Source organism: Enterocloster sp. OA13 (assembly GCF_022440595.1).
Classification (GTDB): Bacteria; Bacillota; Clostridia; order Lachnospirales; family Lachnospiraceae; genus Enterocloster; species Enterocloster hominis.
The window spans coordinates 2,290,877-2,316,148 of the sequence record NZ_JAKNTF010000001.1; the positions used below are offsets into that span (position 1 = coordinate 2,290,877).

General features: G+C 51.2%; 27 protein-coding genes and 1 tRNA gene. 6 read left to right on the forward strand and 22 right to left on the reverse strand.

Annotation, left to right across the window (positions count from 1 at the left end):
- Positions 1-22: 22 nt before the first annotated feature.
- Positions 23-1,297 (forward strand): nucleotidyltransferase, encoded by a 1,275-nt coding sequence (locus MCJ35_RS10130; protein WP_240299468.1) that lies wholly within the window; start codon positions 23-25, stop codon positions 1,295-1,297.
- Between the two features lie 44 nt (positions 1,298-1,341).
- On the opposite strand, the gene MCJ35_RS10135 is transcribed toward MCJ35_RS10130, so the two are convergent.
- The 10 genes from MCJ35_RS10135 to MCJ35_RS10180 all read right to left on the reverse strand — a co-directional run bounded on the left by MCJ35_RS10135 (position 1,342) and on the right by MCJ35_RS10180 (position 10,657).
- Positions 1,342-2,550: a class I SAM-dependent methyltransferase gene (locus MCJ35_RS10135; protein ID WP_025487238.1), complete on the reverse strand. Its 1,209-nt coding sequence runs from the start codon at positions 2,548-2,550 to the stop codon at positions 1,342-1,344.
- A gap of 10 nt (positions 2,551-2,560) precedes the next feature.
- On the reverse strand, positions 2,561-3,196 hold the full coding sequence (locus tag MCJ35_RS10140) for an HAD family hydrolase (RefSeq protein ID WP_025487237.1): 636 nt from the start codon (positions 3,194-3,196) through the stop codon (positions 2,561-2,563).
- Positions 3,197-3,220: 24 nt separating this feature from the next.
- Positions 3,221-3,862 carry a histidine phosphatase family protein gene (locus tag MCJ35_RS10145; RefSeq protein ID WP_008716114.1) on the reverse strand — a complete coding sequence of 214 codons (642 nt, stop codon included), beginning with the start codon at positions 3,860-3,862 and terminating at the stop codon, positions 3,221-3,223.
- A gap of 58 nt (positions 3,863-3,920) precedes the next feature.
- The gene (locus tag MCJ35_RS10150; RefSeq protein ID WP_120056006.1) at positions 3,921-5,285 is read right to left on the reverse strand and encodes a PFL family protein; all 1,365 of its coding nucleotides are present in this window, start codon (positions 5,283-5,285) and stop codon (positions 3,921-3,923) included.
- A 32-nt stretch (positions 5,286-5,317) separates the two neighbouring features.
- Positions 5,318-5,590 carry an ACT domain-containing protein gene (locus MCJ35_RS10155; protein WP_008716117.1) on the reverse strand — a complete coding sequence of 91 codons (273 nt, stop codon included), beginning with the start codon at positions 5,588-5,590 and terminating at the stop codon, positions 5,318-5,320.
- A gap of 206 nt (positions 5,591-5,796) precedes the next feature.
- A complete protein-coding gene (locus tag MCJ35_RS10160; protein WP_008716120.1) occupies positions 5,797-6,594 on the reverse strand; it encodes an MBL fold metallo-hydrolase in 798 nt (265 codons plus the stop codon).
- A 31-nt stretch (positions 6,595-6,625) separates the two neighbouring features.
- Entirely contained in the window at positions 6,626-7,237 is a 612-nt protein-coding gene (gene coaE / locus MCJ35_RS10165) for a dephospho-CoA kinase (protein ID WP_025487236.1), read from the reverse strand.
- Between the two features lie 37 nt (positions 7,238-7,274).
- Positions 7,275-10,037, reverse strand: coding sequence for a DNA polymerase I (gene polA, locus MCJ35_RS10170; protein ID WP_025487235.1), 2,763 nt, complete (start codon positions 10,035-10,037; stop codon positions 7,275-7,277).
- An 18-nt stretch (positions 10,038-10,055) separates the two neighbouring features.
- Positions 10,056-10,409, reverse strand: coding sequence for an anti-sigma factor family protein (locus MCJ35_RS10175; protein ID WP_008716127.1), 354 nt, complete (start codon positions 10,407-10,409; stop codon positions 10,056-10,058).
- A gap of 165 nt (positions 10,410-10,574) precedes the next feature.
- Positions 10,575-10,657: transfer RNA gene (locus tag MCJ35_RS10180), tRNA-Leu, on the reverse strand.
- A gap of 99 nt (positions 10,658-10,756) precedes the next feature.
- On the opposite strand from MCJ35_RS10180, the gene MCJ35_RS10185 reads away from it, so the two are divergent.
- Positions 10,757-11,290 (forward strand): DUF3298 and DUF4163 domain-containing protein, encoded by a 534-nt coding sequence (locus MCJ35_RS10185; RefSeq protein ID WP_025487234.1) that lies wholly within the window; start codon positions 10,757-10,759, stop codon positions 11,288-11,290.
- 22 nt (positions 11,291-11,312) lie between these two features.
- Here the strand turns inward: MCJ35_RS10185 and MCJ35_RS10190 are convergent, their stop codons facing one another.
- Positions 11,313-11,954: a cell wall hydrolase gene (locus MCJ35_RS10190; RefSeq protein WP_025487233.1), complete on the reverse strand. Its 642-nt coding sequence runs from the start codon at positions 11,952-11,954 to the stop codon at positions 11,313-11,315.
- Between the two features lie 207 nt (positions 11,955-12,161).
- Positions 12,162-12,485 carry a hypothetical protein gene (locus MCJ35_RS10195; protein ID WP_008716134.1) on the reverse strand — a complete coding sequence of 108 codons (324 nt, stop codon included), beginning with the start codon at positions 12,483-12,485 and terminating at the stop codon, positions 12,162-12,164.
- Positions 12,486-12,636: 151 nt separating this feature from the next.
- Between MCJ35_RS10195 and MCJ35_RS10200 the strand changes: the two genes are divergently transcribed.
- Positions 12,637-12,993, forward strand: a complete 357-nt coding sequence (locus MCJ35_RS10200) for a hypothetical protein (RefSeq protein ID WP_008716136.1) — start codon at positions 12,637-12,639, stop codon at positions 12,991-12,993.
- A 130-nt stretch (positions 12,994-13,123) separates the two neighbouring features.
- On the opposite strand, the gene MCJ35_RS10205 is transcribed toward MCJ35_RS10200, so the two are convergent.
- From MCJ35_RS10205 to MCJ35_RS10220, 4 genes are all read right to left on the reverse strand, one after another.
- Positions 13,124-13,282: a hypothetical protein gene (locus MCJ35_RS10205; RefSeq protein WP_008716138.1), complete on the reverse strand. Its 159-nt coding sequence runs from the start codon at positions 13,280-13,282 to the stop codon at positions 13,124-13,126.
- A gap of 316 nt (positions 13,283-13,598) precedes the next feature.
- On the reverse strand, positions 13,599-14,450 hold the full coding sequence (locus MCJ35_RS10210) for an ATP-grasp domain-containing protein (protein ID WP_025487232.1): 852 nt from the start codon (positions 14,448-14,450) through the stop codon (positions 13,599-13,601).
- A 94-nt stretch (positions 14,451-14,544) separates the two neighbouring features.
- Complete coding sequence (locus MCJ35_RS10215; protein WP_008716142.1) at positions 14,545-14,784, reverse strand: hypothetical protein; 240 nt, start codon at positions 14,782-14,784, stop codon at positions 14,545-14,547.
- A 45-nt stretch (positions 14,785-14,829) separates the two neighbouring features.
- The gene (locus MCJ35_RS10220) at positions 14,830-15,072 is read right to left on the reverse strand and encodes a hypothetical protein (protein WP_025487231.1); all 243 of its coding nucleotides are present in this window, start codon (positions 15,070-15,072) and stop codon (positions 14,830-14,832) included.
- 283 nt (positions 15,073-15,355) lie between these two features.
- Between MCJ35_RS10220 and MCJ35_RS10225 the strand changes: the two genes are divergently transcribed.
- The 3 genes from MCJ35_RS10225 to upp all read left to right on the forward strand — a co-directional run bounded on the left by MCJ35_RS10225 (position 15,356) and on the right by upp (position 17,614).
- Complete coding sequence (locus tag MCJ35_RS10225; protein ID WP_008716146.1) at positions 15,356-16,000, forward strand: YczE/YyaS/YitT family protein; 645 nt, start codon at positions 15,356-15,358, stop codon at positions 15,998-16,000.
- Positions 16,001-16,079: 79 nt separating this feature from the next.
- Positions 16,080-16,898 carry a hypothetical protein gene (locus MCJ35_RS10230; RefSeq protein ID WP_025487230.1) on the forward strand — a complete coding sequence of 273 codons (819 nt, stop codon included), beginning with the start codon at positions 16,080-16,082 and terminating at the stop codon, positions 16,896-16,898.
- A gap of 86 nt (positions 16,899-16,984) precedes the next feature.
- Positions 16,985-17,614, forward strand: a complete 630-nt coding sequence (upp, locus tag MCJ35_RS10235; RefSeq protein ID WP_008716151.1) for a uracil phosphoribosyltransferase — start codon at positions 16,985-16,987, stop codon at positions 17,612-17,614.
- A gap of 160 nt (positions 17,615-17,774) precedes the next feature.
- Here the strand turns inward: upp and licT are convergent, their stop codons facing one another.
- From licT to MCJ35_RS10265, 6 genes are all read right to left on the reverse strand, one after another.
- Positions 17,775-18,605, reverse strand: a complete 831-nt coding sequence (gene licT / locus MCJ35_RS10240) for a BglG family transcription antiterminator LicT (RefSeq protein ID WP_008716153.1) — start codon at positions 18,603-18,605, stop codon at positions 17,775-17,777.
- A gap of 40 nt (positions 18,606-18,645) precedes the next feature.
- Entirely contained in the window at positions 18,646-20,061 is a 1,416-nt protein-coding gene (locus MCJ35_RS10245) for a glycoside hydrolase family 1 protein (RefSeq protein WP_025487229.1), read from the reverse strand.
- Positions 20,062-20,202 (reverse strand): hypothetical protein, encoded by a 141-nt coding sequence (locus MCJ35_RS10250; RefSeq protein WP_155858526.1) that lies wholly within the window; start codon positions 20,200-20,202, stop codon positions 20,062-20,064.
- Positions 20,202-22,091 carry a beta-glucoside-specific PTS transporter subunit IIABC gene (locus MCJ35_RS10255; protein ID WP_025487228.1) on the reverse strand — a complete coding sequence of 630 codons (1,890 nt, stop codon included), beginning with the start codon at positions 22,089-22,091 and terminating at the stop codon, positions 20,202-20,204. The genes MCJ35_RS10250 and MCJ35_RS10255 overlap by 1 nt, the downstream gene beginning before the upstream one ends.
- 271 nt (positions 22,092-22,362) lie before the next feature.
- Positions 22,363-23,103, reverse strand: coding sequence for an LbetaH domain-containing protein (locus MCJ35_RS10260; protein ID WP_008716159.1), 741 nt, complete (start codon positions 23,101-23,103; stop codon positions 22,363-22,365).
- Between the two features lie 3 nt (positions 23,104-23,106).
- Entirely contained in the window at positions 23,107-25,212 is a 2,106-nt protein-coding gene (locus MCJ35_RS10265) for a DNA topoisomerase (RefSeq protein WP_025487227.1), read from the reverse strand.
- Positions 25,213-25,272: the final 60 nt, after the last annotated feature.

Here is a 25,272-nt window from a genome sequence, read left to right on the forward strand (position 1 = left end):
GAGAGAAAGAACGAGGTATTCCATGAGACTGACCGGAATCATAGCAGAATATAATCCCTTCCACAGCGGACATGAATTTCATATTAAAAAAGCAAAGGAACTGACAGACTCCGGCTTCTGCGTGGTTGTCATGAGCGGCGACTTTGTGCAGCGCGGGGAACCTGCGCTTTATAGCAAATATCTGCGGACCCGCATGGCCCTGTGCTGCGGCGCGGACCTGGTGGTGGAACTGCCCTCCGCCTTTGCCGTCAGCAGCGCTGAGGATTTTGCGGCCTGCGGCGTGTCCCTCCTTACTGCCCTTGGCGCCGTGGATACCATATGCTTTGGCAGTGAGGACGGGCAGGTCCGGCCAATCCTGACAGCCGCCTCCCTGCTGGCCGAGGAAAGCCCGGCCTTCTCCGGACTCCTGGACCAGGGGCTGAGACAGGGCTTAAGCTGGCCCCAGGCCAGGAACCATGCCCTGATCCAGATGGCAGGGACCGTGCCGGACTTTCCCCTGCAGCCTGAAAGCCTGGACCGTCTTCTTGGCTCCCCCAACAACCTGCTGGGGATTGAATACTGCAAAGCCATCATCCGCAGTAACAGCAACCTGAAGCCTGTGACCATCAAACGCATGGGCCAGGGCTACCACGACAGGGAACTGGACCAGGGCCAGGCTTCTGCGTCCGCCCTGAGGCGCCTGCTGACAGAAGGCAATGCACACACGGACCCGTTATCCAGCCTTTCCTCCCGTCTCTCAGCCCATGTGCCCCCGGCTGTCCTGTCCATGTATGGTACGGAACCGGCCGTGGGGGTGAATGACCTTTCAGGGCTGCTGAACTACACACTGCTTACCATGGCCAGCCAGGAGATTGATTTTTCCTCTTATGCGGATGTGTCAAAGGAGATGGCTTCCAGGCTGAGGACGCGGCTTCTTGAATACGAAAACTGGGAAGGACGGATCCGTCAGCTCAAGACGCGCCAGTATACCTATACAAGGATCAGCCGCGCCCTGCTCCACATCCTTTTAGGCATGACAGACCAGGATATGGCCCAATATAAAAGCGCAGGGTATGCACCCTACGCCCGTATACTCGGTTTTAAAAAGGATTCAGCAGGGCTGCTCTCCATGATAAAGAAGCAGTCCTCCATCCCGCTGATCACAAAGACGGCCGACGCCCCGCGCATCCTCACGGGCACCTCCCTCAGCATGCTGAAAAAGGATATCTATGCCACCCATATCCGCCAGGCCATCCTGGCCCACGCCTATGGGTACAGGTGCCGCAATGAATACACCCAGCCCGTATGCATCATCTAGTGCATCATTTAATACATCATCTGGTGCATCATCTGGTGCATCCTCTAATGCTCCATCCAAAGTTCCGGAGCCAGCAGCTTCACAATGGCAGGCGTCACCCCCAGGAACCCCAGCAGTTCTTTTAACTGCCCTTCATTCCCGGCCTTCTTCCCCTGGCGGATGCCCCTGATAAGGATATTCTTAGGCGTGTGTTCCATATCGATAAATTCCAGTATCTGGGTCCTGTATCCGCAGCGTTCCAGCACCTGCGCACGTATGGCGTCGGTGTACAGGGCCGCCATCCTTTCCTTAATCAGACCATACTGCAGTACCGGCTTCTGTATGTCACAGCTTATCTGCTTTGCCAGTTCATGCTGGCAGCAGGGCACGGACAGGATTACCTTCGCACCCCAGTTCACTGCCTTTGCCAGCGCATGGTCAGTGGCCGTGTCACAGGCGTGCAGGGTCACCACCATATCCACATGGTCCACGCCCTCATAGGAAGCGATATCCCCGTGATAGAAATCCAGCCTGTCATATCCGTACTGCCTGGCAAGACGGTTGCAGTGGTCTATCACATCCTGCTTCAGGTCCAGCCCGATGATGCGCACCGGGTATTCCTTCAGCACCTTCAGGTAATAGTACATGGCAAAGGTAAGATAGGACTTGCCGCATCCAAAGTCAATGATGGTTGTCTCCTCTTCCTGATTTAAATTGGGGAGGATGTCCTCAATGAACTCCAGGAAACGGTTAATCTGGCGGTACTTATCATACCGGCTGTTAACAATCTTCCCTTCCCTTGTCATGACCCCCAGGTCCACCAGGAACGGGACGGCACAGCCCTCCTTAAGGATATAGCGTTTCTGGCGGTTATGGGACATAAGCCCGGATGCAGGCTGTATACGGGCGGGCTGGGCCTCCGCTCCCCCGCTGTGCGCCTTCCTCTTTACCTTGACCGTGACCTTTCCCTTCCTGCTCACAAGAATCAGCCCGGTCCCATGGCCTGACACAATCTCTGCCTGCCTGAAGCTTCCGTCCAGCAGTTCCCTGATATAGGACAGGGCCTCCTCCCGGGACAGGTTGCGGTGGAATGCCTGTCTGCCCACCTGCTCCTCTGCCTGGAACACCAGGCTGCCTTTCATGAGCAGCGGACGCAGCCTGGATTTAGCAATCCGTTCCCGGTCCACCGGGTTGCTGAAAAGTATCCGCTCCAGGGCCTCGTCCAGGAACAGGTCCAAAGCCTGTCCTAATTCCCTGCATTCTTCCTGATCCATATATCCACTCCTAACCTAACATCTGCCTTGCGGTTCCGGGCAGCTGTTCCATTGATTCAATGATGCCTTCCGGCGCATCCGCGGTGCCATAGCCATATGCGGCATGGACAAAGGGAACCCCTGCCATGGCTGCCGCTTCCTGGTCCATGGACGTATCCCCCACATAGATACACTTATCCAGATGGTTCCTCTGGACCACCATCCGTATATTGTCGCCCTTGGGCAGGCCCGTATTGCCGAAGCATTCCGTATCCCTTATGTATTCCCCAAGGCCGCAGCTTTTAAGAAGCACCTCAATATAACCGCACTGGCAGTTGCTTACAATGAACAGTTCATAGTCCCGGGCCAGCCGGATGATTGTCTCCTTTACCCCCGGATACAAGATTCCGGGATGTGTCTCAAGATACCGGTTCTCGTACTCCATGCACTCTTTCATGAACCTGGTCCGCTCCTCATGGGAAAAGGAAGGGAAGAAAGCCCGGCCCAGCTCATCCATGGTCTTTCCCATGTTATTGTTCATGTCCTCTACCGTTATGGTCACATTCAGTCCCGGATGCATGGACAATACCTCATTCCAGGAATCCACCACCTGGACCGCCGCATCCCACAGTGTCCCATCCACATCAAATATGATACCCTTTTTCATTCCTGCCCCTCTCTCATCACAGCATTAATTTTCAGTACCCACCCATGCCCTTCTGAGAAGGTCGGGGCAGGCTTCCAAATGCGCGTAATCATTAAACCGTTCCAGTAAAAAACGGCTGTTCTCCTCATCCCAGTCCAGCTGGGTTATACTGCAGTTCTCAAGGCTGGCGCCCAGAATCCTCCACCTAGCCATGGGTATGCCCAGGTAATGGGCAACCATGGAGCGGATGACGCCGCCGTGGGTCACCACGGCAATCCTGTCGTATCCGCTGTGGACCATTTCCATAAAAACAGGTTCTGCCCGGCGCACCACATCCGCAGCGCATTCGCCGCCCGGGTACGGCAGGTCCTCCTCCATCCGGCCCTGCTGCGCCTTAAAGTCCTTATAGGCCGCTGCAATTTCCTCATCTGACATTCCTTCCATGTCCCCAAAGGAAATCTCTCCCAGTTCAGGCCGGATAAAATGCTCCACATTCCAATACAGATTGGCTGCCTGGGCTGTTTCCACCGCCCGCAGGAGACTGCTGGAATACACTGCCTGTATCTTTTCACGAAACAGGCGTTCTCCTAAGAGAGACGCCTGCCTGTATCCTTCTTCACTTAAATCCACGTCCACATTGCAGAGCCTGCTGCACTGGCGTCCGTGGCGGATCAGATAAAGCTTCATCCATCCTCCTCCGGTTCCAACACGCCGTAAGTCCGGTTGAAACCTTCCTTCCCATCCCTTAGTTCTTGAAGCTGTGGATCGGCGCAGGAATCCTTCCGCCTCTTGTCACGAACTTCTCACAGGAAAATGTATTCACAGGGATAATGGGCGCGTATCCCAAAAGTCCGCCAAATTCCGCCGAATCGCCCACCTTCTTGCCGATAACCGGAATCAGGCGGACCGCGGTGGTCTTCTGGTTAATCATTCCGATTGCCGCTTCATCCGCAATGATGCCCGCAATGGTGGTGGAAGGCGTATCCCCGGGAATGGCAATCATATCCAGCCCAACGGAGCAGACGCAGGTCATGGCTTCCAGCTTCTCGATGGTCAGCGCGCCAAGGCTTACCGCATCAATCATCCCCTGGTCCTCACTGACCGGGATGAATGCGCCGCTAAGCCCTCCCACATAGGAGGAGGCCATGACGCCGCCCTTCTTGACCTGGTCGTTGAGCATGGCAAGGGCTGCCGTTGTTCCCGGCGCGCCTACGCGCTCCAGGCCGATTTCCTCCAGTATCTCGGCCACGCTGTCCCCAACCGAAGGAGTGGGGGCCAGGGAAAGGTCGATGATGCCGAACGGGATTCCCATGCGTTTGGATGCCTCCTGGGCAACAAGCTGGCCCACGCGGGTAATCTTAAACGCAGTCTTCTTGATGGTTTCACAGAGCACCTCGAAGTTTGCCCCCCGCACCTTCTCCAGGGCCACCTTCACAACGCCCGGGCCGCTGACCCCTACGTTGATGATGGCATCCGCCTCCGTGACGCCGTGGAACGCGCCGGCCATGAATGGATTGTCGTCCGGCGCATTGCAGAACACCACCAGCTTTGCACAGCCCAGGGAGTCGTTATCCCTGGTGGCCTCTGCCGTCTCCTTTACAATCCTTCCCATCAGCTCCACCGCATCCATGTTAAGGCCTGTCTTGGTGGAACCTACATTGATGGAACTGCAGATACGCTCGGTCTGTGCCAGCGCCTGGGGAATGGAAAGGATCAGGTTCTTATCCGCAGCCGTCATCCCCTTGCTTACAAGGGCAGAATAACCGCCGATGAAGTTCACGCCTACTTCCTTCGCAGCCTTGTCCAGGGTCTTTGCAATGGTCACAAAATCTTCCGGGGACTTGCAGGCAGCGCCGCCCACCAGGGAGATAGGTGTCACGGAAATACGTTTATTGACAATGGGAATCCCGAAATCGCGCTCAATATCCCGGCCCGTGGCCACCAGGTTGCTGGCAAGGGTGGTGATTTTATTATAAATCTTATCATTGAGGGCGTCCAGATTGCTGTCCACACAGTCCAGGAGGCTGATGCCCAGGGTGATGGTACGCACATCCAGTTTCTCATGCTCAATCATATTATTGGTTTCATTTACTTCATATATATTAATCATGTCCGCTTGTCCCTTTCTTATGTGGTGCTGTATTAGATTCTGTGCATCTTGATGAAGATATCCTCGCGCTGGATCTTAACCCTTACGCCGATTTCCTCTCCTGCCTGCTCCAGTTCTTCCGACACCTGTCCAAAGGACTTGGTCATGCTGCTGACATCCACAATCATCATCATATTGAAATATCCCTGTACGATGGTCTGGGAAATATCCAGGATGTTAATCTGGTTCTCAGCCAGATATGTACATACTTTTGCGATGATTCCTACTGTGTCTTTTCCTACTACAGTGATAATTGCTTTGCTCATTTTCATTCTCCTCATACCATTGTTTTCCCGGAAATACATGGGTGTAAATTTATCTTTCGTACATTGTAGCATATGTTCCCCAAAATGTCTGCATTGGTTTTGAGATTTTTTATTTTAAAACACTGACCTTAAAGCACAGACATAAAAATACCGGCCAGGTATATTACCCGGCCGATATGATTAAAACATATCTTATCCTTCATCCTTTACAGATACACGACCTCGCTCATACAGTCCCTGCCAGCTACCGATATGGAAAAATCAGAAGCCCCGTAAGGACAGTCGCCCTCGTCAATCTCAAGCCTTACTGTTTCATAGGCCAGTTCCTCGTAGTTGTTCTCCTTGCTGAGATGGCCCAGGAAAATCTTCTTAAGCTTGTCGTGCAGTACGCAGTTTAACAGCCTGCCTGCATTTTCATTGGACAGGTGGCCGTGGTCGCCCAGAATCCTGCGCTTCAGGTAATATGGATAAGGACCTGTCTCCAGCATGCGGACATCATGGTTGGATTCCAGCAAAAGCGCATCCAGCCCCTGCAGGTTGTCAATTATGTACTGGTCAAAATGACCCATATCCGTGGCAACCGCAACCGACTTGCTGCCGCATCTTACCCTGTATGCAACCGGGTTGGCGGCGTCATGGTCAATGCTGAAGGGCTTCACATGCAGGTCGCCCAGCATGAAATCCACGTCCGGGCAGACAGGCGTAAGCAGTTCCCTGTCAAACTCCCCAAGACTGCTTGAGCATGCAATCTCATCCAATGTCTCCCTGGTCCCGTAAACCGGGATATGGTACTTCCTGGATAATACGCCCAGCCCCTTAATATGGTCTGAATGTTCGTGGGTAATCAGGATACCGCTCATATCATTCCCGGTCAGCCCGATTTCATTGAGGCCCTGCTGGATCCGCTTGTTACTGATACCCGCGTCCACCAGGATATGTGTGTCATCGGAACCTATGTAAATACAGTTCCCGCTGCTTCCGCTTGCAATGCTTACCATTCTCATGTCTGTACAGTCCTCTTCCTAATTAGTCCTCTTACGGGGATATGTGCCGCATCAGCGCGGCAATCTGCATCCTTGTCTCTTCCAGGCTTTTATCATTATCAATGACCGAGTCACAAAAGGACCGGAACACTTCATCACTGGCCTGATTGTCCATGATGCTTAATGTCTTCTCACGGGTATATCCGCGGCCCGTCTTAAGACGCTCCATGCGGTTCTCCCTCGATGTATAAACATACCACATTTTGCTGCACTTGTCACGGAATTCTTTTGAAGGGATGGCGGCCTCTATGACCACCCGCCCTTCCCTGGCCTCCCTGGCCTCCTTCATTGCAGCCTTCCATACAAGGGGATGGGTCAGTTCATCCACCCGTCTCCTCTTTACCGGGTCATGGAAAATGATGTCGGCCATGACGGCCCGGTCCAGGCTTCTGTCCTCGTTTAAAACAGATGGCCCCAGATAATCCACCACCGCATGGTAGCCCTCCATTCCCGGCTCCATCAGCCCTTTGGCAACCTGGTCTGCCTGGATTACATGAAATCCATAATCCCTTTGAAGGATATCCAGGATCCTGCTTTTCCCGGAACCTACCCCGCCTGTGATGCCTAAAATGAATTTATCCTTAACGTTCCCACATTCTTCCAATTCTGATTGCTCCTTTTACATCCCCGGCCATGCCTTTTTACTTTGCATCAAACCAGGATCTGCCCACCTCGGCCTCCACCTCCAGTGAAACCTTGAGTTCAGCCGCATGTTTCATCTTATCCACCAGGATTTCCTTTACCGTCCCAATCTCGTCCTCAGCTGTCTCAATGAGCAGTTCATCGTGGATCTGAAGCACAATCCTGGACTTTAAGTTCCTGGCCCGCAGTTCTCGGTCCACTGCAATCATGGCAATCTTCATGATGTCCGCCGCAGAGCCTTGGATGGGCGAGTTCATGGCCACCCGCTCGCCGAACTGGCGCTGCATGAAGTTGGCGGACTTAAGCTCGGGAATCGGCCTTCTCCTGCCGTAAAGGGTGGTCACATATCCCTGTTCCTTGCCCTGGCTTACAAGGCCGTCCAGGAATATCTTTACCCCCGGATAAGTCTCAAAGTATTTATTGATATACTCCACTGCCTCTTTTCTGGAAATGCTCAGGTCCTCACTGAGCCCGAATGCGCTGATTCCATAAACAATACCGAAGTTCACGGCCTTGGCATTGCGCCGCTGGAGGGGCGTGACCTCCCCAAGGGGCACATGGAATACTTCAGAGGCAGTGATGGCATGGATGTCCTGGGCGGAACGGTACGCCTCAATCAGGCGTTCATCCCCTGACATATGGGCCAGGATACGCAGTTCTATCTGGGAATAGTCCGCATCCACAAACACACAGCCATCTTTTGGCACGAAAACCTTTCGGATTTCCCGTCCCAGTTCCATGCGCACAGGGATATTCTGAAGGTTAGGCTCCGTGCTGCTGATCCTTCCAGTGGCGGTGATGGTCTGATTGAACTTACCGTGGATCCTGCCGTCCTCACCGATATAGGCAGCCAGGCCCTCCGCATAGGTGGAGTTCAGCTTTGTCAGCTGGCGGTAATCCAGTATCTTCTGGACCACCGGATAATCAGGCGCCAGCTTATCAAGCACATCCGCTGCCGTGGAATAGCCGGTCTTTGTCTTCTTGCCCCCAGGCATCTTCATGTCCTCAAAGAGGATTTCCCCCAGCTGTTTCGGGGAGTTGATATTGAATTCCTTTCCCGTGTCGCGGTAAATCTCCTGCTCCAGGTCCACGATGCGCACCTTCAGGCGGTTGCCGTACTCTTCAAGCTCGGCCCGTTCCACCTTGACGCCTTCCTGTTCCATGTGGTAAAGACTGTAGATCAGCGGCATTTCAATCTCTTTGTATAAACCGTACATGCCGGTATCCTTGAGCTGCCGCGTCAGGGGCGCCGCTGCCTTCCATACCGTATAAGCCATATAGCAGGCGCAGGTCACTGCCCTGGCATCTTCATTCCAAAGGGCGTCCCCCAGATCCGCCTTGGCCAGCAGATCTGCCCTGGACGGCACGGTCAGGCCCAGGTAATCCCTTGCCAGGTCATCATACCCATAGGTGTCCTTAAGGGGATTTAAGAGGTATCCGGCCACCCCGCCGTCATATACCGGAGCGGTATCCCCTGTTTCCAGATAAGGCAGCATTTCCTTAAGGTTCAGCACCCATACCTCATGGCTGGAGCCAGGCTTTAAGGCGCACAGGGCTTTCACCTGCCGGATCAGGAACTCCCCGGACAGCTTCTCTCCGGCCGCCATACAATAGATATCCTCTTCCCCCAGGCACAGGGCCAGTCCGGTAACCGGATTCAGGCCGGATTTTGCCTTCTTGCCTGCCTTTACCTCCCCGTTTTCATCAAAACTGAAGGACAACTGTTCTGCCGCCTCCGGCTTTGCCGCCTTGGCGCCTGCCTGGGTTCCTATGATAAGCTGAAGTCCTGTCACGCCACTGGCAGCCGCCCTGGCAAACACATCCGCAGCAGACGTTTCATCCCGGATAAGGGTAAAATGGTCTTCCAGGCTGGAAGCGGACGCATCCCCCATGGCGGAGGCGTCAAAGCGGGAAAGGATGGACTTGAATTCCAGACGCTTCATGTACTGGTACGCTTCCGGCGTATAAAGATTGTCAATCCTGGTATCCTCATAGTTAAATTCCACCGGACAGTCCGTGCATATGGTGGCCAGTTCCTTGCTCATACGGGCCATGTCGTAATGCTCCTCAAGGGCTTTCCTGGCCCTGGGAGGCTTAATCTCATCCAGGTGGGCATAGGCGTTCTCAATGCTTTTGTAGGCAGCAATCAGGCTGGTGGCCGTCTTTTCACCAATGGAGGGAACACCCGGTATATTGTCCGAGGAATCCCCCATCAGGGCCTTTACATCAATGAATTCCGTGGGTGTAACCTGGTATTCCTGTTCCACGTCCGCAGGATAATAATCCTTGACCTCGGTCCCTCCCCTGCTGGTTTTGGGGATGCGGATCTTAATGTGTTCATCCGACAGCTGGAGCAGGTCCCGGTCGCCGGAGACCACCGATACGTCGATGCCCTGTAACTGGCTTTTCCTGGCAACCGTGCCCAGTATATCGTCCGCCTCATATCCTGCAAGGGTCAGGATCGGCACGCCCATGGCTGTCAGGACCTCCTTCATCAGGTCCACCTGCTGGTGGAGTTCCTCCGGCATGGGTTTCCTGGTGCCCTTATAGGCATCGTACATCTTATGCCGGAAGGTGGGTTCCTTAAGGTCAAAGGCAACCGCCAGATGGTCTGCCTTTTCCTCCTCCAGGATTTTAAACATGATATTTAAAAAACCGTACACCGCGTTGGTATGAAGGCCCTCCGAATTGGTCAGGTCCGGTACCCCGTAAAATGCCCGGTTAAGAATACTGTGTCCGTCGATTAAAACTAATTTATCCATCCTTTGATAGTCCTTTCTCTATAATCCCAAAAAGCCGCTTTGCCCCCACATCCTGAACTGGAGCACCAATATCATGAGAAGCGCCCAGAAACACAGGGTATTCACTGCATATCTGGCTGTCTTAAGGAGCATAAGTGTATGGATACGCTGCCTGGACAGCTCCAGCGCGGTCTCCAGGGCGCCCTTGATATTATAGGTCCCGGTCCCTTCATCCAGCTGCCGTATGCCCACGTCCACCGTGAAATAAATCTCCAGCTCTTCCCGGCATTCCCCGCACCCTTCAATGTGCTTCAGGAATTCCTCCAACTCTTCATCCGTAATGCTGCCGTTGATATAAGGCATTACCAGACGTTCCGCTTCCCTGCAGGTCACAGCCGCACCTCCTGTCTGTCCCAATCATCAAATCTTCTTACATCATACAATAAATCATTTGCTTTTTCAACAAAACATATGCACCGTCGGACGCCTATAAAAGAAAAAGTCCCAAAAGTGACGCAAACACGTCAATTCTGAGACTTCTCCCTGCCAAGGGTGTAGTGCCGGCAGTGGGACTTGAACCCACACGATGTCGCCATCAACGGATTTTGAGTCCGCCTCGTCTGCCATTCCGACATGCCGGCTTATCTTAGCAACGTTGATTATTTTATCACAGGATGGGGACTTTGGCAAGTATTTTTTGCATATAATGTATAACAGATAAACGATCTTCTGGAGCCTATATGCAGACCATATCCCCTGACACCTTAAGCAACATCCTGTATTATAAAGATATCCCTGTTTTCAGATATACCATCCGCTACCCTGTCTTTACCTCTGACTGCAGCCAGACAGCGGCAGCATTTATCAACGGATATTATGCGGACCTTGCCGCAGGGAAGGAGGATTATTGCCGTACCGTACTCTATCCCCAGGCCGTGGAAGCCGCCCGCTATATCCCGGACAATCATCCGGCCTTTGAGATGTACGGGTTCACGTCAGACTATACGGTGACATTTAACTCCAGCTGTATTAGCAGCTTATACAGGGATGAATCCACCTATATGGGCGGGGCACACGGTTCAGTCATGCGTTATTCCGATACATGGGATTTTACATCCGGAAAGCGGCTGCAGCTGGAAGATTTCCATCCCGGGAACTTCTTCTTAGTGCCGGACGGTATCATTATCTATTACCAGCAGTACGATATTGCCCCCTATGCGGCGGGTATCCCTGAATTCCTCATTCCATTCAGCCAGCACGGTCCCCGGATATGAAGCATCCGGCTGCCGGAAACAGTCAGTAACAATAACAGTGGTATCTGGTCCTTATATATACCCCGCTGCCCTGCCTGCCTCCTGACTGCCATACCACATTGCCGGGCAGGACGCTTCCATGCTCCAGTAAATACCGGGCATTGGCCCAGTTCTGCGGCGTTGGTTCCCTGTAATAGTTCCCATCCCAGGTACATGCATACTGCCCGCGCTGGAACACCACTGCGCTTACCGAATCAGGAAATGACGGGTGGCTGACCCGGTTAAGGACAACAGAACCCACGTAAAGCTGCTCATCATCCGGGTAGGACTGTGCCTCACCACAGATTACATGGGCTAAAATATATAAATCATCCTGTGTGTAGGAGGATAATCTGGCGCCTGCAGGCGCCTGGGCCTGGGCTGCCTCCATGATGTTCCTGCTCATGGAAAATGTTCCTGCGCCCAGCTGCCAAAAGGAAGCATCCCCGGCGCTGCCTTCATCCATCCTCCCTGTCTTCAGCACATCCACCACACGGTGGATATCCTCTGTTACTGCCATGGCCTGTACTGACAGCGCTGTTCCATCTTCTGTCCGGCCGTCCATATATTCCTCTGCATATACTGCACAGGGAACCGCCAAAGAAAGGATAAAGGCTGCCATACCGGATATCAATATTTTTTTCATGTAAACTCCTTATATTTTGTATACAGATTTCCATTTTCTGCTTTTCTTTATATTTTATCCCAAAATACAGAAGTCTAAACATGACCATATATGGATAGGAATGACCGTATATGGCAGAACCTGTATGGATAAAAAAAGAGACAAAGCCATGAACGGTTTTGTCTCTCTTGCCATATCCTGCCATTATATGATGATATGGTTCCGGTTCTATTTTAATCCAAGTATCTGGTCTGCATCCGGTTTGATTTTATTCCAGGCAGCAGTCAGTGCTTCCCTTAATCTGTCCTCGCCTGCAAATTCCATCTGCTTTTTCAGAATATACATTTCCCGCTCTTTTGGCGGCATCTGATAATATTCATCGTCATCGCAATATGTATCACTGAGAAAATTATACTTGTTCACCATAAGCTTCTTATACGCTATCTCCGCAATGCTCCACCGCTTTGTATGTTCACCGCTGAGCACATCAAAGTCCACAAAAATAATGATATCCAAATTGTTATTACGGTATTTTAAGGCTTCTATTCTCATAATCCCTCCGCTTTATTCCTCTGTGCGACTCTTTCATTATAGCAAAGTTACATCCATAAAACCATAGGATTTTATTTCTCTAAAGAAAAGTGGTGAAATTTTTGTAGATTTGTGATAGAATAAGAACATACATTCGGCGGGAGGGGTAATAATGGAACTACAGCCAATCTGGTTCATCATTCCACTTATATTATTAGGCGGGATTGTCTATTCGGTTGTACGCGGCTACATAAAGGGCTGCGTCCTGGCCGTTATTTCCATACTCACATCGCTGTGTAACCTTCTTTATTATATAGCTGGTTTCTTCCTGCACAGGCCCATGGATTACCTGCCTTATCTGGCTGTCATTCCATTTTTAGGCTTTTCTTTTATTGTCTGGCTGTTGATTGGCGGTATCTGTGCATTCAGACAGTGGCCGCGGCGGCCGTCTGTGTCCATATGCCTGATTGTCAATATATTCCTGATCCTTACCTGGAACCTACTGGTTTATACGTCCTATTTCCTGTGATGCCTGTCCCATATGCCTGCATACAGAAGACCTGCGGCAATGACAGCAATTACAATGATTCCCTTCAGTTCTTCCATGGTATCTCCCTCTCTTGATATTGCATGCGGATTTCCTCAATATTATACCACATTCATACCGCACAGTCACTTACATATTGATGTATCAGCATTGCCTTTCTTTCCCCCAGTATATTAACCAGCTCCGTCAATGTCAGCAGGCCCTCAACGTATATCCATGCAAGCCTGGCTGCCTCTCCCCCCACTTCTGCCACTAATTCCAATTGTGTCATGTTTCCCCCTCTTTCAACATGTTTTCCCCAGCCAATATAAATGCCGGCCTAATATTATATTCAATGACACAAAGAAAGATTCCATGAAAGTAAACGGAAAATGGTAAAATTAAAATGACCAGTCGGGGAACTGGTCATTTTAGGAGAAGGTATTTCGTTTCTTATGGGGTGTAGCAAAAACTATATAATGTATTGGGGGGGTTACGTCTATTATAATAGCACAGGCTTTAAAAAAAGTGTGCACAAACTTTAGGATGGATGAAAAATAATTTTATGCACTTTGCAGGTATGGATGATGTATCAAACGCCTGTGGAACTACCCGCGGTTCGCTATCCCCTCATAGAATGGAAATACCAGCTGATTCGGAGACAGGCCTGATACCTGCCCATCCCCTGTTTCTATGATTGTCCATGAACCGTCTTCCAGTTCTGCAAAGTCCACTGTATAGAAATGGCTGTTCAACCCGGTGAACTGACGGACCAGGGACATGGGCACCCTGGGCCGTGAAGCGTCCTGGTTGGAGTTGGCTGTTACAGACAGCACATTCCCATCCAGGATAAATGCCCTGTATTCATTGGTCCTGCCCTGTACCTTTGCAAGATCCACATATTCCTTTATCACAATCCCGCCGTCAAAAAGACTTCCTCTCAGGTTTTTAAAACGCTCCAGATATCCATCCAGCTGCTGGTCCGTATAGCTGGCATCAAAATACGCGGGAAAGTCAGACCCTTTCACTGACTTGACATAATCCTTTATCAGAAAACGTCCATACTGCTTCCTTATCTCCTGCCAGTCTACCGGTTCATCCTGCCTGAAAACAGTCATCCTCGGCGTACTCCCCTTTATATATGGGTAAACATTGGGAAATTCATGACAGAGCCTGTACTCTTCCGGTGAATTAACCAGCCTGACATCCTGTTCCAGCAGGGTGTCATAAAGGTAGCCGTACTGATCTGGTTTAAGCATCCAGCCCCGGTAAATACAGGGGCCAGGCTTAAGGTCCACAGGATAAAACTTAAGCCGGCCGGTTACCGCAAATTCATCATAATTATAAAAAACAGCCATTAAATCAGGGAAGCGGACTGCTTCCCTATATTCATATTCATAATCCGGATCCGGCTTCCTTATATTAAAATAATCAGACGGATATAAAATAAGTGTCCTCATCGCTTTTCCTCACACATGACCTGGGGCCTGTTTAAAAATTCATTCCCTGGTATCCTAATCTTACCACGTCAGGTCAGGACATACAATATGGCACTTAAAAATGAAAGGAATATCCGCACGGACACTCTATCTCTCCCTTATTGTAAATCTCCCCCTTTATCCTTCTGATATGCGCCCGGCTGCCGCACACCGGACACACGAAATCAGCTTCGCCGAATCCGTCCGTGGGCTGCAGCGCCACCAGCGAGGCACGGATAAAATGATATAAATTGTCAAAGCTGATGTCCCCGCCCGCCCCGGGGCATCCGGCAGTCCCTCCCGTGTAGTTTCCCATCTGTCTTCCTCCATGATAATCAGTTTTCTGCCATGATACTATATATTATGCAAAAAGCGGCTCCAGGCGCAGCCTATTGGAAAAATCAAAGAGCGGGACAGGCCTGTCCTCTTCTTCCTCAGCGCCCATGGCCTTGTACCAGATATCCAGCGCCCTCTGAACCGTTATCTCCATATCATGATAGTAATAAAGACTTGCACCTGTATGGGTCACCACGTCCTCGATGAGCAGTCTGGCATCCTGATTTTCAAACATGACTTCATTGAGATTGTTCTTTGTGATTTTCATCGGGTACCTCCTTACTCCATTCCTTATCCACAGCTTCTCTCAAATTGACATATATTTAAATGACATATGCTCCTGTCATCACATCCCTGAAATGCTCATTAAGAACATATGTTCTTTATACATACATAATATCACGAACGCATGTTCGAGTCAAGCCTTATCTGCTATTATTACATGATTTTCCATATCCTCTCTTGCTTTTATAGTTGCCATATAATATAATGTGGAAGATATTCTAATTTATAATTTCCACTTATGCAGGAGCATGGAAGGGTTACGGATCATGTTAACAGGCTATTTTAAGAAAATAGGAATGCGCCGTTTTGCGGTCATGACAATAGGCAATGTTTTTCTCGGAATGGGCATCAGCATATTCAAATTATCCGGCCTGGGCAATGACCCGTTCAGCGGCATGGTCATGGCGCTTTCTGACAGGACAGGCATCACATACGCCCTTTTCCTTGTGATGGTCAATGCAGTCCTGTTCCTGTATGAAATCGCCGCAGGCAGGAAACTGATCGGCGCCGGTACGCTTATCAATGCCTTCCTGTTGGGGTACATAGCAACCTTCTTTTATGATATATGGCTTACCTTCATCGGCACTCCGGAACAGATGATCCAACGTGTCATCACTGTTTTAACCGGGGTCATCATAACCAGCTTCGGGGTTTCCCTGTACCAGTATCCCAATGTGGGTGTGGCGCCTTATGACAGCATTTCCCTGATATGGTGCGGTAAGAAACCTCATGTGCCATATTTCTGGTACAGGATTAGTACGGATACCTTCTGCGCCCTTATATGCTGGCTGTCCGGAGGTATCATCGGCCTTGGCACCCTTCTGGCGGCATTTGGCCTGGGGCCTATTGTCCAGTTCTTTAATGTCCACGTTTCTTCCAGGATTTTAGACACCGGCTCCGTACTTCAATAATTTGTAAGTTTTTCTTCAAACCCCGTCCATGAATATCATGTATAATTATTTAGCATCGGAATACAAAGGAGGAATCATGATGGATACAAACAAGAAAATATTAATCGGCGCAATCAGTGCTGCCGTGGTAATCGGAGGGGTCGCCATCGGCCTGATCTTAAGCCGGACACCGGAGAAGGCAGACCTTACAACCATACACACGGAGGCGGCCACTGAACCGCCCAGGGAAACCCTGCCCCCCACCACCACGGAGGCAGAGACAGCCCCCACTTCTGAGCGCACGGATGCCGCTTCCAGCGTGACAGCGGATATAGGGACCTACACCTCAGGCAAGGTTTCAATCCAGTACCCCATCCTGACCATGGATGATACTCAGAATCAGGATAAGATCAACGCACTGTTAAAATCCAATGCCCTTTCCGTCATCAAGGCCAATGATATTGATGAGGCAAAGGACACCCTTTCCGTCAAATGCAAAATCATATCCGTTGACCGCAAGCGTGTCACCGCCACCTATACAGGCAGTGTTTCAAGGGATGGCGGAGCCTATCCGGTCAACCTGTTCTATGCCAACACGGTGAACCTCCTGCAGGTCCAGGATCTTGGGTTTGATGATTTTACCGATGCCTATACCATGGCAGGATATGTGCTTAGCGACGATGTGAAGTTCAACGGTATCTCCGCCGATGTGGAAGCCGCAGTACTGGAATACAGAAGTTCCCTGGATATCGACACACTGACAACGGTGTTTGACGGCGCGGATTTCCCCCTGTCATCTGACACCCAGTGGCCGGAGTCCTTCAGCTATGAGAAGCAGGGAACCATCTACTTCTCCATGCCGGTCCCCCATGCCCTGGGAGATTATGTCATAGTTGCATTTGACCCGTCAACCAAATAACCGTGGTAAAACATTCTGGTTGATATCATAAGATATTTGATATATAATTATCATTAATTCTAATAGATAAAGGAGCAGCTACAACTATGGATAACGTAATGATTTTTGACCACCCGTTGATTCAGCACAAGATTTCCATACTGCGCAACAAAGCTACAGGAACCAACGAGTTCCGCGCCCTCATTGAGGAGATTGCCATGCTCATGGGTTATGAGGCCCTGCGCGACCTTCCCCTGGAGGATGTGGAGGTTGAAACCCCCATTGAGACGTGTATGACGCCTATGATTTCCGGACGTAAGCTGGCCGTGGTACCCATACTCCGTGCAGGACTTGGCATGGTGAACGGTATCCTTGCACTGGTTCCCAGCGCCAAGGTAGGCCATATCGGTCTGTACCGCGACGAGGTGACACATGAACCTCACGAATATTATTGCAAGCTTCCCAACCCTATTGAGGAGCGCACCATCATTGTGACAGACCCCATGCTGGCAACCGGCGGTTCCGGTGTGGCTGCAGTGGATTTCATCAAGGAGCACGGCGGCAAAAAGATTAAATTCATGGCAATCATCGCTGCCCCTGAAGGACTTGAACGTCTCCACAAGGCACATCCTGATATTCAGGTTTATGTGGGCCATCTGGACCGCTGCCTGAACGAGAACGCTTATATCTGTCCCGGACTGGGCGATGCCGGGGATCGGATTTTCGGAACCAAGTAGGTTTAAGAAATTTTAAGGAATTACAATAGAAAAAATGAAATAAAAGATATAATGCCAAAAGGCAGAAGGATGCAACATAGGTTGCACATCCTCTGCCTTAATTGTTTCACTGAAATACAGCTGTTTCATCGGAATACAGTTTCACTGGAATACAGCTGTTTCACCGGAACACCCTCGTGATATGGATGGTCAGATACAGGATTTCCTCCCGGGTAATAAGGGTCTTCGTGGACTTTTCCACATATCCGCTGATTTTCATGGCGGCCTCCAGTTCATTGGGGTACTGGCGGCTGATCTGCTCATAGAGGAAGGAATCCGTCTCCTCCAGCATACGGCCTTCTAAAAGCCTTTGGACAAAAAACTGCAGATGGGTCACAAACCGTGAGAAGTACAGGCTTTCCGTATCCAGTTCCTTTTTCATGTGGAACTGGACCACGGTCAGGATGTCCTTTACCATTTTCACCGATGACATGGTGCGTTCCATGGTCATGCCTTCTGTCTGGGCATTGACAAGATGGAAGGCAATGTTGCCCGCTTCCTCTTCCGGAAGCTTAAGCCCCAGACGCTGGTTCAGATAGTCCACCGCATCTTTTCCGGCCCTGTATTCCCTGGGATAGAATTTCTTCACCTCCCAGAGAAGGCGGTTCTGGAGAACGATGCCCTTTTGACAGCGCTCCATGGCGTAGATAAGGTGGTCCAGAAGGGTAAAGAACGCCTGGCTGTCCAGGGGACAGGAAAGGCTGCTCCCCGCAGCGTCCACTGCCTCCTGTACGGCCTCCAGGGTTTCCTGGGGAATCTCTTCTATCATCCGGCTGTAATCCTTAAGGATTCCTCCCTGACCGGACACAAAGCGGCGCTCCACATCCTTTTCTTCCAATCTGCCTCCAACCTGGGTCTTGAAACGCAGGCCGCGTCCCATGACGATTTCCTCCTGGCCTTTTGCATTTTCAACCAATATGAAATTATTATTCAGTATTTTCAGGACCTTCACAATCCCACCCCCTTTGCAGATATGATTGTAACGGATATTTTTATTTCACACAAGCCCCATTTGTGGCAATCACGTCCCTGTACCAGTAAAAACTGTCTTTTTTATATCGTTTCATTTCCCTTAAATCAAACTCACCCCTGTCAACATAGATGAATCCATACCGCTTCCCATAGCCCTGATGGGTGCTTACCAGGTCAATGGCAGACCATGGACAGTATCCCATGACCTCCACGCCGTCCGTCACTGCCAGTCTCAACTGGTTTATGTGGGCGGCCAGATATTCAATGCGGTAAGAGTCGTGGATGGATTTATCCTCCTCCAGCACATCCGGAGCGCCGATGCCGTTTTCCGTTATGAGCACCGGCAGATGATATCGCTCATATACCTTGCGCAGGGTAAGGCGCAGTCCTTCAGGATCCACCACCCAGCCGTATTCTGTTTTTCCCACATAGGGGTTTTCCTCCGGGCGGTACACGCCCTGCTCCCCCAGCATGATCTGCTGGTCCCCTGCCCTTGGCGCCACATCAGAACCATCTCCCCTGCTGGCTCCGATGGTGGCTGTGGAGTAATAGTTCATTGCAATGAAATCCGGTCTGGCGCCGGACAGGATTTCCATGTCCCCGTCCATGATGGAAGGCGCGATTCCCCTGTCCTCCAGGTAGCAAAACGCCAGGCTGTTGTATCTCCCGTACATGGCAGCGTCCAGGAAATTCCAGCACCGGATGGATTCCCAGTTATGGGCTGCAATGGAGTCCCCAGGGCTGCACGTGAAAGGATACATGGCCGTTATATTTAAAGCCGGGCCGATTTTGGCGCCGGGACACATCTGATGCAGCAGCTTCATGGCCCGGGCCTGGGCCAGAAGCATGTGGTGGTTCTGCTGATACAGTGTTTTTTTGTCAGGAAGCCCCTTTCCCTTAGGAACCCCGATGGCTCCCGGATGGAGGATCATGGTGTTCTGCTCATTGATGGTAAGCCAGTATTTTACCCTGGAACCAAAGTGGGTATACAGTACCTTTGCATATTGGACAAATGCCTCAATGGTATCCCGGCTGCTCCAGCCGCCCTTTTCCTCCAGCACATAAGGCAGGTCGAAGTGGTACATGGTAATCACAGGTTCAATCCCGTGCTTCATGCACGCTTCAATCACATGGTCATAAAAGGCAATACCTTTCCGGTTCACCGTCCCCGTGCCTTCAGGCAGTATCCTGGTCCATGCCACGGAAAAGCGGTATGCCTTAAGTCCCATCTCCCCCATGAGCGCAATGTCCTCCTCCCAGTGGTGGTAGTGATTGCTTGCCACTTTAAAATCCGCTGTTCCGGACGGATGTTCACACATATCGATGATGGATGGCGATTTCCCATCCTCGTCCCATGCACCCTCCACCTGATAGGCTGAGGTGGAGGCGCCCCACAAAAAATCCTCTGGAAACTCTTTTATTCTCTGATAAATCATCTAATCTCCTGCTTCCTTTCCTGCATCCAAATTCATGCGTCTGCCAAAACCTGCGCCCGGACAGCTCCGGGAAAGCGGCTCCGGCCCATTGGTTCCTGCCAGAGCCTTCTTCCCATACCGTTTCCCTGGCATGTCTTTCATCAGCAGAGTTTCATCAGTTCCATCCCTGCTTCCACGTCCCGCGGCTGTGTCGTAAGCACCTCGGACAGGCTGCCATTGTTCACCACAAGGACGGGCGTGACCAGATCGTATCCCAAATCCAGGATTGCCTGGCGCTCAATCTTCACCAGGGGGGTCCCTGGCTCCACCAGGTCATCCACACTGGCAAGGGCGGTAAAATGTTTTCCCTGGAGATTCACCGTATCAATGCCGATATGGATCAGCACCTCCACGCCGTTTTCGCATGTGATGCCGATGGCGTGCTTTGTCTCAAAGAAAGCGGTTATCCGTCCTTTCACCGGCGATACGATGGTATCTCCTGTCGGTATGACCGCCATGCCCTTTCCAAGGACACCGCTGGAGAACACGGCGTCCCTGACCTCTGAAAGGGGAACCGCACGGCCGCTTACAGGGGATTGGATGGAAAATGCCTTCTGTCCGGCTGCGGCCTTTACGGACGGGCTTTCCTCTGTGCCGCCTTTTCCTTCCTTACCATTCCCTTCCGGCTCCTCAAATCCCATCACCCAGGCCGCTGCAAAAGCCGCCGCAAAGGCAATGACACAAGTAATGACCGCATGGACAATATTCATGGGATTCTCGCCGATGAAGGCGGGAAGCGCCGCCAGGCCAGGGGACACGAAGGCATACCGCACCAATCCGGACAGACCCGCATAGATTCCCGCAATGCCGCCGCCGATCATGGATGCAATCAAGGGGCGTTTTAACTTCAGTGTGACGCCGTACAGGGACGGCTCCGTGATACCCAGGACAGCAGTGATGCCTGTGGAGGTTGCCAGCTGTTTTAATTCCTGGTTCTTTGTCTTTAAGGCCACCGCCAGGGTTGCCCCGCCCTGGGCCACATTGGAGGCCAGCATGCCAGGTCCGTTAATCATCTCAGAACCCGTCTTGGTAAGCTGCATGGTGGCAATGGGTGTCATGGCCCAGGCTGTGCCGGATACCACCAGCACGGGCTGCAGCGCGCCCATAAGCGCGGGAATCAGCCAGCTGGCCTTTCCGTTGATGAACTCAGCTCCGGCTGCAATGACGTCATTCAGGAATACCCCGATAGGGCCTACCAGCAGGAATGCAATGGGCGCTGTCACAAATAATGTAATCAACGGCTTAGTGAAAAACTTTATCATGGAAGGGGATACCTTTTCCGCGAACCGCTCCACATGGGACATGATCCAAACCGTAAAGATGATGGGAAGCACGCTGTAGGAATAATCCGATAGGATGACCGGTATCCCAAAAAACGTAATGGGCGCCCCGGCTGACAGCATGCCGCTCCAGGTGGGATGCAGCAGGGTGCAGGCCAGCGTCATGGCCAGGATGGGACTGCACTCAAACTTAATTGCGGCGCCGTAAGCTAAAAGCACGGGCATGAAGTAAAATGCGCCGTCTGAAATCATGTTCAGCATCTGGTAGGTACTTCCGTCCGTGTTCACCAGGTTCATAAGGGTGAGCACTGCCAGCACCGCCTTGATCATACCTCCGCCCACCAGCGCAGGTATCACAGGTGTAAAGGTAGTGGAAATGATGCTGATGATCCTTGTGAGCCACTTCTCTTTTTCCGCGGATCCGCCTGCATGGGAACCGTCCGGCTGGGAACCGCCGCCCTGTCCTTCGCCGGTAATTTCCTTGATGGCCCTGTAAGCTGTCTGTACCTCATTGCCAATCACAACCTGGAACTGTCCCCCTTTGTCAACCACACTGATGACCCCTGGTATTGCCTCCACCCGTTCCCGGTCCACCTTCCCTTTGTCCCTGAACCCAAACCTGAGCCTGGTTGCGCAATGGGTCAGCATTGCCACATTATCCTTTCCTCCAACTGCCTCCAGGACCTCCAGCCCTGTTTTCCTGTAATCCATACCAATCTCTCCTCTCGCGGTTCTCAGATAAACTCATAAAAAGTGCACAAAAAAAGACCAAACATAACAGACACTATATGTGTCCATATGATTTGGTCTTGCCTGCATTACCAGTAACAGCCTCATTCACTGTTATTCAATTGATTGTCTTAAGACGTAATTAAGTTTATCAGACTGTCTTTGACATTGCAATATTAAATTCTGCCAAAATAGATAGGGCAAATTCGGTTAATATGCACAAGGGCAGGAATGCATTTTCAAACACGGCCTATTACTTAACGACCTTCAGTCCGCCTTTTCCCGGCTCGGCAGCGGGCTCAGCTGCTTCCTCTGTCTCCCTGGCTTCTTTGATTACGATGTTCTCCTGGTTCTTGTAGATGGAATCAGCAGGCACACAGCCCCTTACGCTGGACAGGGGATATACATTGGAATTCCTTCCGATGATGGTTCCCGGATTCAGCACGCTGTTGCAGCCAACCTCCACATGGTCACCCAGGATTGCGCCGAATTTCTTAAAGCCCGTGGTCACATCCCCATCCTCGGCATGGACCTTGACTAAGGACTTGTCAGACTTGACATTGGAGGTAACTGCGCCGGCGCCCATATGCGCCTTGTAGCCCATGATGGTGTCCCCGATATAGTTGAAATGAGGCACCTGTGCGCCGTCAAAGATGATGGAGTTCTTAATCTCACAGGAGTTGCCGATAACAGCGCCCTCGCCGATGATGACACGGCCTCTTAAAAATGCACTCTGGCGCACTTCTGCCTTGGCACAGATAATCATAGGTCCGCCCATGGCAATGGTAGGGGCAATCTTGGCAGATCTGTGGATCCAGATGTTCTTGCCCACCTTCTTATACTCGGTCTCCGGCAGGTTTGGCCCTATCTCCTCAATGAATGCCCCGATATTGGGAAGCACTTCCCACGGATATACCTGTCCTTCAAACAGCTTCTCTGCAATTGTATGGCTTGTGTCCAAAAGTTCTTTGATTGTCATCTGTTCCAGTTTCATAAATTAGTTCTCCTTTTTATTAGATTCCTGTCTTTTATAGTGTGCGGCAGCCGAATCAAAAAACCTGCGCATATCGTACTGGTTATTCATCCGGATTACATTCACTGTCCTGCCTGCCACAAAACGCTCCAGCTTCTCCATGTATTCATCTGAAGTGATGGAGCCCTCTGACACATAGGTAAGTCCCTTTTCCCAGCTGGCTGTCAGATCCGGGTTCAGAAGCTGGTGGATGGAATGTTCCACCACATCGAACACCATCTCGCCTAACAGGGCCGGGGTAATGACCTGGGTTTTCTTGTTAAGGCTCAGATACTTGATGTTAAACAGCTTTTTCAGTATCTCGGCCCTGGTTGCGCTGGTCCCGATACCGCTTCCCTTAATCTGGGCGCGCAGTTCCTCATCCTCTATGAGCTGGCCCGCATTCTCCATGGCCAGGATGATGGAACCAGAGGTGTACCGCTTGGGCGGGGATGTCTCCCCTTCTTTTATATTCAGATCCACAAGAGTAAGTATATCATTTTTTTTCAGATCTGCAAGCATTTGCAGCAATACTGTCCTGTCAACTTTTGGAGACTGTACCTCCGCCTCCCCGGTGTTTTCCTGGTTCTGGGCATCGTCCCCGGCCTTGCCGGACTGGCCCTCCTCAAAGGTTTCCTCCACGCCGGTCTTCTTAGCCAGGTTCACATCCGCCACCTTCAGGTATCCAGGCTCGGCCAGCACCTTGAAGCTGGCAAAGAAATGTTCCTTCATCCGCTCCAGCTCCAGGCTGTACTTCTGGTAGACGGCAGCCGGATAAAAGATGCTTAAGAACCTTCTGCATATGACCTGATATACTTTTTCTGAAAGCGGCGGCAGGTTCCTTGCCGACCCGGCTCCCTGTCCCGTGGGCACGATGGCGTAGTGGTCCGTAATCTGTTTGTCATTCACATACCTGGTTTTGGCTATTCCCTTAAATGAACCGCCATCCAGGATTTCCTGGGCAAATTCCGCCATGGGGCCGTAATTCTTAAGGCCGCCGATGTTCTTATATATCTCCTTGGAGACAGCGGTGGACAGCACCCTGGCATCGGTTCTTGGATAGGTGACCATCTTCTTCTCATAAAGCTCCTGGACCACCTTAAGGGTCTCATCCGGGCTGATCTTAAACATCTTGGAACAATCGTTCTGCAGCTCTGCCAGGTTGTAGAGAAGGGGCGGATTCTTTGTCTCCTTCTTCTTCTCCTTGGAAACCACCACTGCTTCCATGGGCGGTTCTTCCCTTAACATGGCAATCAGTTCTTCTGCGTGCTCCCTGTCCTTGAATCCATTATCCTTGTACAGATGTGGGGTGCCGAAATACCTGGAACCTTCCACTGCCTTCCACTCCGCGTCAAATGGGACAGGCGCCCCATCCTTTCCCGGTGACTCAAAGTTTCCGATGACACGGTAAAAAGGAGTCTTTACGAAATTGCGGATTTCCCGTTCCCTGCGCACCACCATGCCCAGCACGCAGGTCATGACGCGGCCCACGGACAGGACCGTGAACCTGGTCCCCAGGTAATTGGAAAGGGCCGGACCGTACTTCAGTGTAAGGGCCCTGGAAAAATTGATTCCCATCAGGTAATCTTCCTTTGCCCTTAAGTAGGCCGAGGCCGACAGGTTATCATATTCGGCTTCATCCTTAGCCTCCCGGATTCCCCTTAATATTTCTTCCTCTGTCTGGGAATCAATCCACACCCGCTTCTGCTTCTTATCCTTCACATCAGCCAGCTGGGCAACCAGCCGGTATATATATTCCCCCTCGCGCCCCGAGTCCGTGCACACATAGATTGTATCCACATCCGGGCGGTTTAAGAGACCTTTGACAATTTCAAACTGCTTTGCAACATTTCCAATGACCTCGTACTTGAATTCCTTGGGAAGGAACGGCAGGGTCTGAAAGCTCCAGCGCTTGTATTTCGTGTCATAGGCTTCCGGATAACTCATGGTCACCAGATGGCCCACACACCATGTGACAACCGCTGTATCCGATTCAATATACCCATCCTGACGCCTGCCCTTTATCTTAAGGGCTTCTGCAAACTGCTGCGCCACACTGGGTTTTTCCGCTATGTATAATGACTTTGACATCCAATCCCTCTTTTGCTTTCTCTGCTATACGCGGCGCAAAATGGGCAGATTTTCCAGTGC

Excerpts from the sequence above, each read along its gene's own strand:
- MCJ35_RS10215 (WP_008716142.1), bottom strand. The coding sequence starts at position 14,784 with ATGGGAAACTACACGGGAGGGACTGCCGGATGCCCCGGGGCGGGCGGG.
- MCJ35_RS10210 (WP_025487232.1), bottom strand. The coding sequence starts at position 14,450 with ATGAGGACACTTATTTTATATCCGTCTGATTATTTTAATATAAGGAAG.
- MCJ35_RS10230 (WP_025487230.1), top strand. The coding sequence starts at position 16,080 with ATGGATACAAACAAGAAAATATTAATCGGCGCAATCAGTGCTGCCGTG.
- MCJ35_RS10140 (WP_025487237.1), bottom strand. The coding sequence starts at position 3,196 with ATGAAAAAGGGTATCATATTTGATGTGGATGGGACACTGTGGGATGCG.
- MCJ35_RS10245 (WP_025487229.1), bottom strand. The coding sequence starts at position 20,061 with ATGATTTATCAGAGAATAAAAGAGTTTCCAGAGGATTTTTTGTGGGGC.
- MCJ35_RS10130 (WP_240299468.1), top strand. The coding sequence starts at position 23 with ATGAGACTGACCGGAATCATAGCAGAATATAATCCCTTCCACAGCGGA.
- MCJ35_RS10135 (WP_025487238.1), bottom strand. The coding sequence starts at position 2,550 with ATGGATCAGGAAGAATGCAGGGAATTAGGACAGGCTTTGGACCTGTTC.
- MCJ35_RS10225 (WP_008716146.1), top strand. The coding sequence starts at position 15,356 with ATGTTAACAGGCTATTTTAAGAAAATAGGAATGCGCCGTTTTGCGGTC.
- upp (WP_008716151.1), top strand. The coding sequence starts at position 16,985 with ATGGATAACGTAATGATTTTTGACCACCCGTTGATTCAGCACAAGATT.
- MCJ35_RS10190 (WP_025487233.1), bottom strand. The coding sequence starts at position 11,954 with ATGAAAAAAATATTGATATCCGGTATGGCAGCCTTTATCCTTTCTTTG.
- MCJ35_RS10255 (WP_025487228.1), bottom strand. The coding sequence starts at position 22,091 with ATGGATTACAGGAAAACAGGGCTGGAGGTCCTGGAGGCAGTTGGAGGA.
- MCJ35_RS10200 (WP_008716136.1), top strand. The coding sequence starts at position 12,637 with ATGGAACTACAGCCAATCTGGTTCATCATTCCACTTATATTATTAGGC.
- MCJ35_RS10265 (WP_025487227.1), bottom strand. The coding sequence starts at position 25,212 with ATGTCAAAGTCATTATACATAGCGGAAAAACCCAGTGTGGCGCAGCAG.
- MCJ35_RS10185 (WP_025487234.1), top strand. The coding sequence starts at position 10,757 with ATGCAGACCATATCCCCTGACACCTTAAGCAACATCCTGTATTATAAA.
- MCJ35_RS10150 (WP_120056006.1), bottom strand. The coding sequence starts at position 5,285 with ATGATTAATATATATGAAGTAAATGAAACCAATAATATGATTGAGCAT.
- MCJ35_RS10250 (WP_155858526.1), bottom strand. The coding sequence starts at position 20,202 with ATGAAAGACATGCCAGGGAAACGGTATGGGAAGAAGGCTCTGGCAGGA.
- MCJ35_RS10220 (WP_025487231.1), bottom strand. The coding sequence starts at position 15,072 with ATGAAAATCACAAAGAACAATCTCAATGAAGTCATGTTTGAAAATCAG.
- MCJ35_RS10160 (WP_008716120.1), bottom strand. The coding sequence starts at position 6,594 with ATGAGAATGGTAAGCATTGCAAGCGGAAGCAGCGGGAACTGTATTTAC.
- MCJ35_RS10260 (WP_008716159.1), bottom strand. The coding sequence starts at position 23,103 with ATGAAACTGGAACAGATGACAATCAAAGAACTTTTGGACACAAGCCAT.
- MCJ35_RS10205 (WP_008716138.1), bottom strand. The coding sequence starts at position 13,282 with ATGACACAATTGGAATTAGTGGCAGAAGTGGGGGGAGAGGCAGCCAGG.
- MCJ35_RS10195 (WP_008716134.1), bottom strand. The coding sequence starts at position 12,485 with ATGAGAATAGAAGCCTTAAAATACCGTAATAACAATTTGGATATCATT.
- MCJ35_RS10155 (WP_008716117.1), bottom strand. The coding sequence starts at position 5,590 with ATGAGCAAAGCAATTATCACTGTAGTAGGAAAAGACACAGTAGGAATC.
- MCJ35_RS10145 (WP_008716114.1), bottom strand. The coding sequence starts at position 3,862 with ATGAAGCTTTATCTGATCCGCCACGGACGCCAGTGCAGCAGGCTCTGC.
- polA (WP_025487235.1), bottom strand. The coding sequence starts at position 10,037 with ATGGATAAATTAGTTTTAATCGACGGACACAGTATTCTTAACCGGGCA.